Consider the following 13,357-nt stretch of genomic DNA (forward strand, 5'->3'; position numbering starts at 1 on the left):
CTTTCTGATCGAGGGTGTTCGAGGGTGTTGGAGGGCGCGCCGAAGCGTCGGAGGCCGGAACCGCGGGGTCACCGACGGGACGCGGATGCGCAGCGCGCGCATCGACGTCAGGAGTGGCCGGGCGGAAGTACCCTCAGGGCCGCGCGGTCGCGAACGGGAGGCGCCGGGGAAGGCGCGTGAACGGCCGGCGCGCGGGATCCCGGAGCGGATCAGCCGGGCGTGGGCGCACTCGTCCCCCGGAGCGGGGCGCGACTACGAGTTGAAGGAGAAGACAGAGGTGTTGTGGTGGCCGCTCTGGCGGCGCAGGCAGAACCACTGGCAGAAGCCACTGGACTCGTGCGACACCCTCATGCCCACGAAACTACGCGACCTGTGTGACGCCGATGTTTCGGATACGGAACATCCGCGTGACGCCGAGCGGCGGTCGCGGGGGTGGAGTGGGCCCGGAGGGGCTCGAACCCTCGACCCGCGGATTAAAAGTCCGATGCTCTGCCAACTGAGCTACAGGCCCTCCCCACCAATCTATCGCTAAACGGCCCGGCCCGAGCGCGGGTACGTTCGCTCTGCGCGTGACCGCCTGCGGTAACGGATGCGGGCGCGTAGCGTTGAGAAGTCAGACGGCCCCGACGGGGGCAGGATGGGGTGGCATGAGCAACGATTTCCACAAGCCGACGCTCTTCGACGGATCGGCCTTCGAAGCGTTCCAGGGCGGCGAGGATCCCGCGCACATCAACCGGGTGGCGCATGAGACCGCGGGCGCGCTCCTCAATCGGGTGCGCGACGACCCGCACCCGGAGGTCATCGACCGGCTGCTCACCTTCACCGACGACCACGGGATCGACGCCATCGCCGAACTGTGGGCCCGAGCGAACCCCCGCACGCTGCCCGGCAGCCTGTGGCGCATCTATCTGCTGCGCGCGCTCATCCGGCAGAACCCGGAGCAGACCGCCTACTTCTTCGAGCGCGGCACGGAGGTCACCCCGAGCATCGATCCGGTGGTGGCCGGCGCGGAGTCGCCCACCGGGCCCAAGGAGATCACCGAGCTCGCCGACCAGATCCTGCGCGGCCTCTTCACAGGAGACTTTGCGATCGCCCTCGACCGGGCATCCGCGTTCTGCCGCATCATGTCGCAGGGATGCGCCAGCATCGCCGACGACGCGGAGATCGGCGCCCCCGAGACGGCCACCACACTGACGACCCGCGCACTCCGATTCGAGACGATCGGAGCCGATCTGACGCAGTCAGCCGGACTCTGGCGCAGCGACAACCTCGATTGACCGCGTAAACTAGACCAGTCGGGTCGCGGTAACCCCGGGCTCCAATATTCGCCGCTACGAGCGGCCTCTCGCCGAGAGGCGTTCCGCGACCCGGCTCCTTTCTCCTCCAATCCACTCGTTCTGCTGCTCCGAATACCGGTTGTGAACCGATCCGAAGTTCAGCCCCTGAGAGCGATTGTGAGCGTGTCCTGCCATGCTTGAACTCGTGACCACCGACAGAGGGCCGGACACAGGGAATTCCGAGACCGCTGTGACCTTCGAACGACTGCTCGACCTCATCTCGCGAGGAGACCAACAGGCCTTCTCCGAGCTCTACGACCGCACGGCGCCGCGCGTCCTGGGGCTCGTGAAGCGCGTGCTGGTCGATCATGCGCAATCCGAAGAGGTCGCCCAGGAGGTGTTCCTCGAGATCTGGCGCACCGCCGCCCGGTTCGAGTCCCAGCGGGGCAGCGCGATGTCCTGGATCCTCACCATGTCGCACCGCCGCGCCGTCGACCGGGTGCGCTCCTCTCAATCGGGCCACGACCGCGACGAACGCATCGGCCTCCGCGACATCGAACCCGACTACGACCAGGTCAGCGAGACCGTCGAGATCCGCATCGAACACGAGAGGGTGAAGAGAGCCATGGCGCAGTTGACCGCGCTGCAACGAGAAGCCATCTCCCTCGCGTACTACGGCGGATACAGCCACTCCGAAATCGCAGGCATCCTCTCCATTCCGGTCGGTACCGTGAAGACGAGACTCCGCGACGGAATGATCAGACTTCGAGACGAACTGGGGGTGACCTCATGAACGACCGCCATGACGACGACGATCCGCGCCTGTCGACGGGTGCCTACTCACTCGACGCGGTCTCCCGCGACGAGGCCGAGGCCTTCGAACGGGCCGCGAACGCATCCGACAGCCTGCGCGAGGAGACCGACGGTCTCGTCGAGACGGCCGGTCTCCTCGGACTCGCCGCTACTCCGGTCGCGCCGTCCGGGCGGATGAAGGCCGAGTTGATGGCGAAGCTCGCCACGACCGCACAGCTTCCCCGCGAGGAGCCGATGACACCGGTTCAGGATGCGCCTGCTCCGGTCGAGAACCCGGTTCCGGATGCGACGCCCTCCGTCCAGCCGCCGGTCCAGGATGCACCCGCCTCCACTACGACCCGCGCCGAGTCCCGAGCTCGCTCGCGCTGGTTCGCGCGGCCCGGCACCCTCGTGGCCGGCATCGCGGCTGCCGCCGCTCTCTTCGTCGGCGGTGGCATCGTCGGCACGGCCGTCAGCGGAGGCTTCGGGACATCCGCCGTCACCGACGTCTCGGCGGCGGGCCTGGCGGAGATCACGGCAGCGCAGGACTCGCAGCGCACCACCGTGCCCGTCGAAGGCGGGGGGACCGCCACCCTGGTGTGGTCCGACACCCTCGGCCGCTCGGCGGTCGTGGTCGACGGACTCGCCCCCCTGCCCGACGGGAAGGTCTACGAGGCCTGGTACATCGACGCCGACGGCGCCGCCCCCGCGGGCACCTTCACGGCCGCAAGCGACGGCACCTCGTGGCACGTGCTGGCGGGCGCCATGAGCCCCGGCGACGCGATCGGCGTCACCGTCGAACCGGCCGGCGGGTCCACCGCCCCCACCACCGACCCCATCCTCGTCGGACAGACCGCCTAGTCCGGAAACGGAGAAGCCCCCGCCCTGTCGAACAGGCGGGGGCTTCCTCGACTCGGGGTCGGATCAACCGAAGCGACCGGAGACGTAGTCTTCGGTGGCCTGGACGGTGGGGTTCGAGAAGATGGTCGTCGTCTCGTCGAACTCGATGAGCTTGCCGGGCTTGCCTGTGCCCGCGATGTTGAAGAACGCGGTCTTGTCGGAGACCCGCGAGGCCTGCTGCATGTTGTGGGTCACGATCACGATCGTGTACTCCTGCTTGAGCTCCTCGATCAGGTCCTCGATGGCGAGGGTCGAGATCGGGTCGAGCGCGGAGCACGGCTCGTCCATCAGCAGCACGTCGGGCGACACGGCGATGGCGCGGGCGATGCACAGACGCTGCTGCTGACCACCGGAGAGGCCCTGGCCGGGGAGCCCCAGGCGGTCCTTCACCTCTTCCCAGAGGTTGGCGCCCTTCAGCGACTTCTCCACGAGGTCGTCGCCATCGGACTTCGAGATGCGCTTGTTGTTGAGTCGCACACCCGCGAGCACGTTGTCGCGGATCGACATCGTGGGGAACGGGTTCGCCCGCTGGAAGACCATGCCGACCTGACGGCGCACCAGCACGGGGTCGACACCCGGACCGTACAGGTCGTTGCCGTCGATCATCACCTCGCCCTTCACATAGGCGCCGGGGATGACTTCGTGCATGCGGTTCAGCGTGCGGAGGAAGGTCGACTTGCCGCATCCTGACGGACCGATGAAGGCCGTGACGGTGCGGGGCTCGATGTTGATGTTGACGCCTTCGACGGCGAGGAAGTCGCCGTAGTAGACGTTGAGGTCGTTGACTTCGATGCGCTTGGACACGAAAGTTCCTTCTTCGATTGGTGGTTCGGGTTACCGCGAGCCCTTGGGCGCGAAGACCTTGGCGACGACACGGGCGATGAGGTTGAGGATGACGACGAGGATGACCAGCAGCAGTGCGGCGCCCCAGGCCGAGGCGTTCGACGCGGCGATGTCCTGGCCGGGGAACTTGTATCCCGTGTACGCCATGACCGGCAGGGTCTGCATGGGGCCCTCGAAGGGGTTGGAGTTGAAGTTGTCGGTGAAGCTCGCCGCCATGAAGATCGGCGCGGTCTCGCCGATGACCCGGGCGATGGCGAGCATGACGCCCGTCACGATTCCGGCGATGGCGGTGGGAAGCACGATCTTCGTGATGGTGGAGAACTTCGACACGCCCAGGGCGTACGACGCCTCGCGCAGGTCCATCGGCACGAGCCGCAGCATCTCCTCACAGGAGCGCACGACGATGGGGATCATCAGCACCGAGAGCGCGATCGACGCGGAGAAGCCGCTGAACGCCTTCGGCCCGACGATGAGCGAGAACAGCGAGAACGCGAACAGACCGGCGACGATCGACGGGATGCCCGTCATCACGTCGACCAGGAAGGTCACCGTGCGCGCCATCCAGTGCTTCGGCTGGGCGTACTCCACCAGGTAGATCGACGTCAGGATGCCGATCGGAATGGAGATGAGGGCCGCGATGCCGGTGATGATCAGGGTTCCGACGATGGCCTGCCAGGCGCCCACCTTGGTCGTGACCTCGAGGGTGTCGGGGTCGAACACCGACTGCGAGGTCTGGGTGATGAAGTCCCAGCTGATCGACCCGATGCCATTGGCGACCACGGTGATCAGGGTCGAGATGAGCGGGGCGAGCGCGAGCAGGAACGCGACGGTGACGAGGCCGCGCACCACGCGGTCGGTGGCCTTGCGGCGGTTCTCGACCGCGGAGGAGAGGATGCCGAGGCCGATCAGGTAGATGACCGCGGCGAGCACGAGCCAGCCCGCGACGTTGAAGCCCATGAGCAGCAGGATCACGGCGCTGAGGGCGAGCGAGCCCGCCAGCACGTACCACTCGATGAACCGGGGGAGCTGACCCGAGGTCAGGGTGTTGGCGATGCGCCCGGTGGGCTGCCGGCTGGGGCTGATGGTGGCGCTCACGCGTCTTTTCCCTCTCGCTCTTCCGTGTCGATCTCGGGTTCCGGATCGTCGGCGCCTTCGCTGTGGACGGCTTCGGCCTTGCGGGCCAGCACGTCGTCGACGGCGAGGACGGTGCTCGGGTCGGACGGCGGCAGCTGGGCCAGCATCTTCTTGCGCTTGCGCAGCGCGCCCTTGCCGGCGCGGCCGGCGATGATGCGGGCCACCATGTTGACGGCCAGCGAGATCACGAAGAGAAGCAGGCCCGTTCCGATCAGCGCCTCACGCTGGAGGGTGGTGGCGATCGGGAAGTTCAGGGCGATGTTCGCGGCGATGGTCTGCGAGTTCTCGCCCTCGGTGAGCATCCGCACCGACACCAGGATGGCGGGCGAGATGATGAGCGCGATGGCCATCGTCTCACCGAGCGCGCGGCCGAGGCCGAGGAGGGTGGCGCTGATGACGCCCGAGCGGCCGTAGGGGAAGACGGCCATCTTCACCATCTCCCACTTGGTGGCGCCGAGCGCCAGCGCGGCCTCTTCGTGCAGACGCGGGGTCTGCAGGAAGATCTCGCGGGAGATCGAGGTGATGATCGGCAGGATCATGACGGCCAGCACGACGGCGCCGGCGAGGATGGTCGATCCGGTGGTGGAGACCTGACCGCCGAAGAGCGGGATCCAGCCGAGGTAGGTGTTGAGCCAGTCGGAGAGCGGCAACAGGAAGGGGCGGATGACGATGATGCCCCAGAGGCCGAAGACGATGGAGGGGACGGCGGCCAGCAGATCGACCAGGTAGCCCAGGATGCCGGCCAGACGCCGCGGGGCGTAGTGCGAGATGAAGAGCGCGATGCCGATGGCGACCGGGGCGCCGATGACGAGCGCGATCGCGGAGGCGAAGAGCGTTCCGAAGATCAGCGGGCCGACGTACACCCAGAAGTTGTCGTAGCCGCCGGTGGGGCCGCTGGTCAGATCGGGGTTGGTCTGCCAGTCGGCCATGATGGCCGGAACGGCCTGGATGATGAGGAACAGCGCGACGCCGGCCAGGATCACCATGATCGAGGCGGCGGAGCCGGTGCTGAGGCCGAGGAAGATGCGGTCGGCGGGCCGCGATTTGGCGCGCACACCCTTGGTGCTCCGCTGGGGGCCCGAGGCGGGCTCTTTCATGGGGTCCTTACCGGTTGCCGTCTGGTCGTCTCCGCCGAGGGTCCTCGTGTCGGATCGGACAGCTGTGTTTTCGCTCACTGCACTCTTTCTCAAGGGTATTGGCGTAGACGAGCCAGACGGCAACCGGGTTTTTCAGGGGGTGTTACTTGACGAGCTCGAGGCTCGTGGCGATCTGCGACAGCATGTCGGCCGGGATGGGCGCCGAACCGGCGTTCTTCGCGGCGACTTCCTGACCGACCTCGCTCGCGATGAACGAGATGTAACCCTTGGTGACATCGGCCTGGGCCTCATCGGCGAAGGTGGTGCAGAGGATCGCGTAGGAGATCAGCGGGATCGGGTAGGCGTCGGCGTCGGTGATCGCCGTGTAGTCGATCTTCTGTGCGAGGTCGCCCTCGACACCGGTGTCGACCGTGGTGGCCGCCGCGGTGAAGGCGTTCGAGGCGCCTTCGGCCGAGAAGGGCACGAAGTCGGTGCCGTCGCCGACCTGGATGTTCGCGGAGGTCAGGTCGCCGATGGCGCTGTGGTCGGCGTAGCCGATGGTGCCCTCGCCGGCCTTGACGGTGTTGACGACACCGGAACCGCCCTGCTGAGCGCTCGAACCGGCGATCGGCCAGGCGTTGCTCGGCGGGTTGGTCCAGATCGACGGCTGGGTCTGGCTCAGGTAGTTGGTGAAGTTGGTGGTGGTGCCGGATCCGTCCGAGCGGGTCACCGTCGTGATGGCGGTGGCGGGCAGGGTCGCGTCAGGGTTCTCCGCGGCGATGGCCGGGTCGTTCCAGGTGGTGATCTGGAGCGAGAAGATCTTCGCGATCGTGGCCGAGGAGAGGTTCAGCTCCTTGACGCCCGGGAGGTTGTAGATGACCGCGACGCCGTCGAGGTAGATCGGGAGGTTGAGCGCTCCGCCAGGGCCGCAGATGGTCTGCGACGAGGCCTGCTGGTCGTCCTTCAGGGGCGAGTCGGAGCCCGCGAAGTCGTAGCTGCCGGCGAGCCAGTTGGTGACGCCACCGCCCGAGCCCTGCGACTTGTCGTAGTTGATGGTGACGCCGCTCGCCTGAGCGGTGAACGCCGTGCTCCACGCCGCCTGGGCGTTGGCCTGGGCGCTGGAGCCTCCGGCGGTGATGGTGCCGGTGAGCGAGCTGTAGTCGACTGCCGCGGTGGTCGGAGTCGTCGAGGCGTCCGGGGTCCCGCCGTCGCTGCTGCCGCTTGCGCAGGCCGAGAGCGCCAGGGCGGTCACGAGGGCAAGGCTGCCCACCGCTGCCACGTTCTTGAGCTTCACTGTGTTCCCTTCGAATTGGGTTTCTCCGCTGCGGCCGCAGTGAAATTCGAGTCTTCGATACAGGCGCGCACGGTTGGGGTCGGTGCTGACCCGACTGAGACACTAAGCGCGACGCTTAACGAGTGACCCGCACGAAGATGAACGGGAGGTTAACGGAGCCCGTCGATCGACGAACTCCGGAAGGTCACGGGTTCGGGACGTGGGTCTCGATCGCGATGATCCCGGAGCCGGGCCGATCGACCGAAAGGTGAAGAACCGAGAAACCCGCGACGGGCAGATCGCCGGCCCGCGAGACCGTGGCCGCCGGGGCGGTGCCGGTGGCCAGGGCGACCTCGCGCACGATGTCGGGAAGCACCGGTCCGTGGCTGCAGACGACCGCGCTCACGCGTTTGCGCACGCGCTTGCCCATCATCTCCCGCACCGCGCTCTCGCCGCTCTCGTAGGCGTCCTGACTGATCGCATCGGTGGTCTTCACCGGCAGCTTCAGGGCCTTCGCGAGCGGTTCGACGGTCTGGCGGCAGCGCCGGGCCGTGCTGCTGTAGAGCTTCTCCGGGCCGAAGGCGGTGACGCTCGCCACGATGGAGCGCGCTTCGCCGCGGCCTCGTTCGGTCAACGGACGGTCCGCGTCGGGGCCGTCGAAGTGCCACGGCGGGGTCGCCTTGGCGTGGCGGAGTGCGATGAGCGCGAACGTGCGGGTGACGCCCTCGTCGACGAGCATCCGGAAGCGCTCCACGATCTCGGCGTCGCGTTCGTAGCTCAAGGCGGACTGGGCCTTCTTGATGGGAAGCCACTCCAGGGCCGCGACCTCGCCGTTGGGCAGGAAAGTGGAGGCGAGGATGGCGCCGTCGGTCGCCTCGGCGGCCCAGTAGTGCACGACTTTCTCACGCCCGTTGGGCATCGTGTAGTTCGTGACCCCGAGCGGCACCCCGAGCGTGACGGCGAGGCCGGTCTCCTCGGCGATCTCGCGCACCGCGGTCTCGGGCAGCGTCTCGCCGGGGTCGACCTTGCCTTTGGGCAGGGAGATGTCGCGGTGCGCCGTGCGGTGGATGACCAGCACGTTCACCTTGCCGTCGACGAGCCGCCAGCAGACTGCGCCGGCCGCGAAGACCGTCACCGCGTGGTGCCCGGTCGCTTGCGGCGGCTGATCTGCTGCATCAGCTCGTCCTGCAGGTCGATCAGGTGGACGCCCTCGGCGTCGACGACGTGGCGGATCCAGTCGCCTGCCTCGTCGAGCGCCCAGGAGGTGACCTCGTCGGACATCGCGAGCTCGAACAGGCCGTCGATCTCGCGCAGGTGGTCGGGGTCGACCAGGCGCACCAGGGCCTCGACGCGGCGGTCGAGGTTGCGGTGCATCATGTCGGCCGAGCCGATGTAGACCTGGGGGTCGCCGTTGTTGTGGAACGAGAAGATGCGCGAGTGCTCGAGGTACCGTCCGAGGATCGAGCGCACGCGGATGGTCTCGGAGAGCCCCTTCTGCCCGGGCTTCAGCGAGCAGATGCCGCGCACCCAGATGTCGATCGGCACACCGGCCTGGCTGGCCCGGTAGAGACCGTCGATGATCGCCTCGTCGACGATCGAGTTGAGCTTGATGCGGATGCCGGAGGGGAGGCCCTTGCGGGCGTTCTCCGCCTCGTCGGCGATGCGCTTGAGCAGTCCCTTGCGCAGGTGCAGCGGGGCCACCAGGAGGCGCTTGAACTTCTTCTCGATGGCGTAGCCGGAGAGCTCGTTGAAGAGTCTCGTGAGGTCTTTGCCCACCTGGTCGTCGGCGGTCAGGAGCCCGAGGTCCTCGTAGATGCGCGAGGTCTTGGGGTTGTAGTTGCCGGTGCCGATGTGGCTGTAGCTCTTCAGCCGGCCTTTCTCCTGTCGGATGACGAGCGCCAGCTTGCAGTGGGTCTTCAGGCCCACGAGCCCGTAGACCACGTGCACGCCGGCCTTCTCGAGCTTGCGCGCCCAGGAGATGTTGGCCTGTTCGTCGAAACGCGCCTTGATCTCCACCAGGGCGAGGACCTGCTTGCCCGCCTCGGCGGCGTCGATCAGGGCCTCCACGATGGGGCTGTCGCCCGAGGTGCGGTAGAGGGTCTGCTTGATGGCGAGCACGTGCGGATCGGCCGCGGCCTGCTCGAGGAACGCCTGCACACTGGTGGCGAACGACTCGTACGGGTGGTGCAGCAGGATGTCGCCGCGCGAGATCGCCTTGAAGATGTCGGGCTTCGCGTTCGGCTCGGGCGGGAGCAGCGCCACCGAGGTGGTGGGCACGTGCTTGGGGTACTTGAGGTCGGGTCGCGGGATGCGCGTGAGATCGAACAGTCCGCCGAGGTCGAGCGGCCACGGCAGCCGGTACACCTCCTGCTCAGTGATGTCGAGCTCGCGCACCAGCAGCTCGAGGGTCACGGCATCCATGTCGTCGGTGATCTCGAGTCGGATCGGCGGGCCGAAGCGTCGGCGCAGCAGCTCCTTCTCGAGCGCCTGCAGCAGGTTCTCGGTCTCGTCTTCTTCGACCTCGACGTCCTCGTTGCGGGTGACGCGGAAGACGTGGTGCTCCACGATCTCCATGCCCGGGAAGAGGTCGCCCAGGTGGTTCGCGATGAGGTCTTCGAGCGGGATGAACCGCAGTTCGTTCACCGACTCGCGCTGGTCGACGCGGATGAAGCGGTTGAGCACCTGCGGCACCTTGAGCCGCGCGAACTCCTCCTTGCCGGTCTTGGAGTTGCGCACGCGCACCGAGAGGTTGAGCGAGAGGCCGGAGATGTACGGGAAGGGGTGCGCGGGGTCGACCGCGAGCGGCATCAGCACCGGGAAGATCTGCTGCGAGAAGATCTCGCGCAGGTTCTCGCGGTCGGCTTCGTCGAGTTCGCTGTAGGCGACGATGCGGATGCCCGCGTCGGCGAGAGCGGGGCTCACCAGGTTCTGCCAGGCGGCGGAGTGGCGGGCCTGCAGTTCGTGGGCCTTGACGGAGATGTCTTCGAGGACATCCGTCGGCCGGCGCCCCACGTTCGTGGGAACGGCGAGGTCGGTGAGGATGCGACGCTTCAGCCCGGCGACGCGCACCATGAAGAACTCGTCGAGGTTGGAGGCGAAGATCGCGAGGAAGTTGGCGCGCTCGAGCACCGGGAGCGAGGGGTCTTCGGCGAGTTCGAGCACGCGGTTGTTGAAGGCCAGCCAGCTCAGTTCGCGATCGAGGTAGCGGCCCTCGGGCAACGGCGGACCGTCGGTGGTCACGGCCAGTTCGTCGTAGTCGTCGTCGAAGTCGGTGACGACTCCGGCGTCGAGCGAGATCATGTCGTCGTCCATCAGAACATCATGTCACCCAGGCGTGACCACGGGCAGCGCCCTTCGTAAACGGCACGTGACGTCTCCGACCACGTCCATTCGTCCGAGCTCCGCAGGATACCTCAGCGGCGCGGCGGGCGGAGCGGGAGGCGCTGCTGGTACTGCACGTCGATCGTGTGGTCGGTGAAGCCGAGGGAGCGGTACAGGGCGACGGCACGGGTGTTGTCGGCGTCGACGAAGAGGGCGGCCTGCGAGCATCCGCGTTCCACGAGGCGGGCGAGTCCGCGGTTCATCAGGAAGCGCCCGAGGCCCTGCCCGGCGTTGTCCTCGTCGACCCCGATCACGTAGATCTCACCCACCCGCTCGTCTCCGGGCTCGACCTTCAGCCAGTTGTAGCCGACGAGACGGCCGGCGGAGTCGCGCAGCAGCAGGAAGTCGTCGGGCTCGAACCACGGTTCCGACATCCGGAAGCCGATGTCCTCGGCCGTCAGCCCGCCCTGCTCGGCGTGGGAGGCGAAGACCCGCGCGTTCAGGTCGACCCAGTCGTCGACATCCGCTCCGCCGCGGAAGGTGGAGAGCGTGAAGCCGGCGGGTGGCTGTGCGGTCGCGTCGGGGGTGGACGGCAGTTCCCGGCGCAGTTGCAGCAGCGTGCGTACCGCGTCGAAACGGTGGGTCGCGGCCAGACGGCGGCTGGCCGGATGATCGCCGTGCGCCCACGCGCGCAGACCTTCGTCGTCGGCGCCCAAGGGACCCTGGTTGGCGAGCAGGATGTCGAGCAGCTGCCGCCCGAGTCCCTCTTCGCGCCACTCCGGGTCGATCACGAACTCCAGCTCACCCTGCCCCACGATGGCAGCGCCCACGACGGTGCCGGTGCGCTGCGCCAGGAGGAGTGATCGGGTGCCCTTGCCGGCATCCACGAGCGCCTGGTCGTTGAACGGCTGCTGTCCGTCGACCAGCGCGGCGCGCGCGACGAGGCGCAGGAAGGGGTCGCGGGCGTCGTCGGGGCTACTGATTGAGAGTGTGAGCGAGTCGCTCATTGTCGTCCTCGAAGAAGTTGAAGCGGTACCCCACGTTGCGCACGGTGCCGATCAACGATTCGAGGTCGCCCAGCTTCGCGCGCAGACGTCGCACGTGCACGTCGACGGTGCGGGTGCCGCCGAAGTAGTCGTAGCCCCAGACCTCGCTGAGCAACTGCTCGCGGGTGAACACCCGCGACGGGTGCATCGCGAAGAAGCGCAGCAACTCGAACTCCTTGAACGTGAGGTCGAGCGGGCGGCCGTGAACGCGCGCCGAGTAGCTCGCTTCGTCGATCACGACGCCCGAGGCCTGGATCTTCGAGGTCGACTGGTCTTGCACCTGCCGGCCGATGGCGAGACGGATGCGCGTGTCGACCTCTGCCGGCCCGGCCGTCTCGAGCAGCACATCGGCCGCGCCCCACTCGGCGCTGACCGCGGTGAGCCCGCCCTCGGTGAGGATGAGCACCACCGGGACCCCGATGCCGGTGCTCGACAGGATCTTGCAGAGCGAACGGGCGCTGGCGAGGTCGTGGCGGGCGTCGACGAAGATGAGGTCGCTGTTCGGGGTGTTGACCAGCTGGGAGGCTTCAGCGGGGATCTGACGGGTGCGATGGCTCAGGAGCGAGAGTGCGGGCAACACCTCGCGGTCGACCGCAGAGGTCAGGATCAACAACTGCGCCACGTAAGATCCTCCAGAGAACGCCTGCGATACATACTATCGGGCAGAATGACGGGTATGAGTCTGCTCATGAGAAGCGTAGTCCCGGTGTGGATCCTGACGATCCTCGCCGTGGTCGCCGTCGGGGTGTGGGTGACGCCGGGGGATTTCCTCGTCTTCATGCCCGTGGTGCTCGGTCTCGCGCTCCTCGTGACCTTCGGCATCCAGCTGCTGGTGAGGGAGCGCAAGGGCTTCGTGAACCGCGTCTCGGCGAGCCTCGGTGGGGCGGTGGTCATCCTGGCCCTCGCCACGGTGGTGCTGGGTCCACTGGCCTTCGCGGCGGGCGCTAAGCTTTAGGCATGTCCTACGTCGCGCTAGAACTCCTGTTCATCGGGCTTCTCGGGCTCGCGAGCCTCGCCATCGCCTGGACGGCCGGAGTCGTCGTCTACAAGCTGTTCCGCGGCCAGCGCTAGAAAGCTGCGGTGCTGAGCCCGTGATCGAGATCCCCACCGGCCTGCCCGCCGAGCTGGTGCCCCTGTCGTGGTTGATCGGGGTCTGGGAAGGCACCGGCGTCATCGACTACGCCGTCGGAGACGAGAACGTCTCGCAGGAGTTCGGTCAGCGCATCAGCTTCAGCCACGACGGTCTGCCCTTCCTCAACTACAGCTCCTACACCTGGCTCCTCGGTGACGAGGTCGAGGGTCAACCGCTCACCTCCGAGACCGGATACTGGCGGCTGGCCCGACTGCACATCGAGGGCGACGTCGGTCCGGGCATGCTCCCGGGTGTCGGCCCGCGCCCCTTCAACACCGCTCAGTCGGTGGAGACGCTCCGCAATTCGGCCGAGGGCTTCGACATCGAGGTGTCGATCGTGCACCCCACCGGCGTGAGCGAGCTCTACCTCGGGCAGGTCAAAGGCCCCCGGATCGATCTCGCCACCGACGCGGTGGTGCGCACCCAGTCGGCCAAGGAGTACGCGGCCGCCACGCGCATCTACGGTCTCGTCGACAACCACTTGCTCTGGGCGTGGGACATCGCGGCCCTCGGTCAAGACCTCCGAACCCACGCCTCGGCCCGGCTCGCGAAGGCGGATTGAG

Annotated in this window: 13 protein-coding genes and 1 tRNA gene; 5 read left to right on the plus strand and 9 right to left on the minus strand. The window is 67.5% G+C overall.

Annotated elements, in window-relative coordinates; all coding sequences use genetic code 11:
• Positions 1 to 438: 438 nt before the first annotated feature.
• Positions 439 to 511, minus strand: a tRNA-Lys gene (locus ACFJGU_RS12580).
• Between the two features lie 136 nt (positions 512 to 647).
• Between ACFJGU_RS12580 and ACFJGU_RS12585 the strand changes: the two genes are divergently transcribed.
• The 3 genes from ACFJGU_RS12585 (at position 648) to ACFJGU_RS12595 (ending at position 2,930) form a co-directional block, all read left to right on the plus strand.
• On the plus strand, positions 648 to 1,277 hold the full coding sequence (locus tag ACFJGU_RS12585; RefSeq protein ID WP_382303853.1) for a DNA-directed RNA polymerase subunit beta: 630 nt from the start codon (positions 648 to 650) through the stop codon (positions 1,275 to 1,277).
• Positions 1,278 to 1,470: 193 nt separating this feature from the next.
• Positions 1,471 to 2,070 (plus strand): sigma-70 family RNA polymerase sigma factor, encoded by a 600-nt coding sequence (locus tag ACFJGU_RS12590; protein WP_382303854.1) that lies wholly within the window; start codon positions 1,471 to 1,473, stop codon positions 2,068 to 2,070.
• Positions 2,067 to 2,930: an anti-sigma factor domain-containing protein gene (locus tag ACFJGU_RS12595; RefSeq protein WP_382303855.1), complete on the plus strand. Its 864-nt coding sequence runs from the start codon at positions 2,067 to 2,069 to the stop codon at positions 2,928 to 2,930. Before ACFJGU_RS12590 ends, ACFJGU_RS12595 begins: the two co-directional genes overlap by 4 nt.
• 63 nt (positions 2,931 to 2,993) lie before the next feature.
• Here ACFJGU_RS12595 and pstB read toward each other — a convergent pair whose 3' ends face one another.
• From pstB to ACFJGU_RS12635, 8 genes are all read right to left on the minus strand, one after another.
• The gene (gene pstB / locus ACFJGU_RS12600) at positions 2,994 to 3,773 is read right to left on the minus strand and encodes a phosphate ABC transporter ATP-binding protein PstB (protein ID WP_382303856.1); all 780 of its coding nucleotides are present in this window, start codon (positions 3,771 to 3,773) and stop codon (positions 2,994 to 2,996) included.
• Positions 3,774 to 3,803: 30 nt separating this feature from the next.
• Entirely contained in the window at positions 3,804 to 4,907 is a 1,104-nt protein-coding gene (pstA, locus tag ACFJGU_RS12605; RefSeq protein ID WP_382303857.1) for a phosphate ABC transporter permease PstA, read from the minus strand.
• Complete coding sequence (pstC, locus tag ACFJGU_RS12610) at positions 4,904 to 6,043, minus strand: phosphate ABC transporter permease subunit PstC (RefSeq protein WP_382303858.1); 1,140 nt, start codon at positions 6,041 to 6,043, stop codon at positions 4,904 to 4,906. Before pstC ends, pstA begins: the two co-directional genes overlap by 4 nt.
• A 142-nt stretch (positions 6,044 to 6,185) precedes the next feature.
• Entirely contained in the window at positions 6,186 to 7,316 is a 1,131-nt protein-coding gene (gene pstS, locus ACFJGU_RS12615) for a phosphate ABC transporter substrate-binding protein PstS (RefSeq protein ID WP_382303859.1), read from the minus strand.
• A 184-nt stretch (positions 7,317 to 7,500) separates the two neighbouring features.
• On the minus strand, positions 7,501 to 8,430 hold the full coding sequence (locus tag ACFJGU_RS12620) for an NUDIX domain-containing protein (RefSeq protein ID WP_382303860.1): 930 nt from the start codon (positions 8,428 to 8,430) through the stop codon (positions 7,501 to 7,503).
• Entirely contained in the window at positions 8,427 to 10,607 is a 2,181-nt protein-coding gene (locus ACFJGU_RS12625; RefSeq protein ID WP_382303861.1) for an RNA degradosome polyphosphate kinase, read from the minus strand. The genes ACFJGU_RS12620 and ACFJGU_RS12625 overlap by 4 nt, the downstream gene beginning before the upstream one ends.
• Before the next feature lie 101 nt (positions 10,608 to 10,708).
• The gene (gene mshD / locus ACFJGU_RS12630) at positions 10,709 to 11,623 is read right to left on the minus strand and encodes a mycothiol synthase (RefSeq protein ID WP_382303862.1); all 915 of its coding nucleotides are present in this window, start codon (positions 11,621 to 11,623) and stop codon (positions 10,709 to 10,711) included.
• A complete protein-coding gene (locus ACFJGU_RS12635; RefSeq protein ID WP_382303863.1) occupies positions 11,592 to 12,284 on the minus strand; it encodes a DNA-binding response regulator in 693 nt (230 codons plus the stop codon). The genes mshD and ACFJGU_RS12635 overlap by 32 nt, the downstream gene beginning before the upstream one ends.
• A 66-nt stretch (positions 12,285 to 12,350) precedes the next feature.
• Between ACFJGU_RS12635 and ACFJGU_RS12640 the strand changes: the two genes are divergently transcribed.
• Positions 12,351 to 12,617: a hypothetical protein gene (locus ACFJGU_RS12640; RefSeq protein ID WP_382303864.1), complete on the plus strand. Its 267-nt coding sequence runs from the start codon at positions 12,351 to 12,353 to the stop codon at positions 12,615 to 12,617.
• 136 nt (positions 12,618 to 12,753) lie between these two features.
• The gene (locus tag ACFJGU_RS12645; protein ID WP_382303865.1) at positions 12,754 to 13,356 is read left to right on the plus strand and encodes an FABP family protein; all 603 of its coding nucleotides are present in this window, start codon (positions 12,754 to 12,756) and stop codon (positions 13,354 to 13,356) included.
• The last annotated feature ends 1 nt before the right edge of the window (position 13,357 follow it).

It is taken from the genome of Herbiconiux sp. UC225_62 (genome assembly GCF_042694625.1).
Taxonomy (GTDB): Bacteria; Actinomycetota; Actinomycetes; order Actinomycetales; family Microbacteriaceae; genus Herbiconiux.

What these genes read in the sequence shown, in the direction of transcription:
- ACFJGU_RS12590 (WP_382303854.1), top strand. Translation starts at nt 1,471, where the DNA reads ATGCTTGAACTCGTGACCACCGACAGAGGGCCGGACACAGGGAATTCC.
- ACFJGU_RS12595 (WP_382303855.1), top strand. Translation starts at nt 2,067, where the DNA reads ATGAACGACCGCCATGACGACGACGATCCGCGCCTGTCGACGGGTGCC.
- ACFJGU_RS12625 (WP_382303861.1), bottom strand. Translation starts at nt 10,607, where the DNA reads ATGGACGACGACATGATCTCGCTCGACGCCGGAGTCGTCACCGACTTC.
- mshD (WP_382303862.1), bottom strand. Translation starts at nt 11,623, where the DNA reads ATGAGCGACTCGCTCACACTCTCAATCAGTAGCCCCGACGACGCCCGC.
- ACFJGU_RS12585 (WP_382303853.1), top strand. Translation starts at nt 648, where the DNA reads ATGAGCAACGATTTCCACAAGCCGACGCTCTTCGACGGATCGGCCTTC.
- pstC (WP_382303858.1), bottom strand. Translation starts at nt 6,043, where the DNA reads ATGAAAGAGCCCGCCTCGGGCCCCCAGCGGAGCACCAAGGGTGTGCGC.
- ACFJGU_RS12640 (WP_382303864.1), top strand. Translation starts at nt 12,351, where the DNA reads ATGAGAAGCGTAGTCCCGGTGTGGATCCTGACGATCCTCGCCGTGGTC.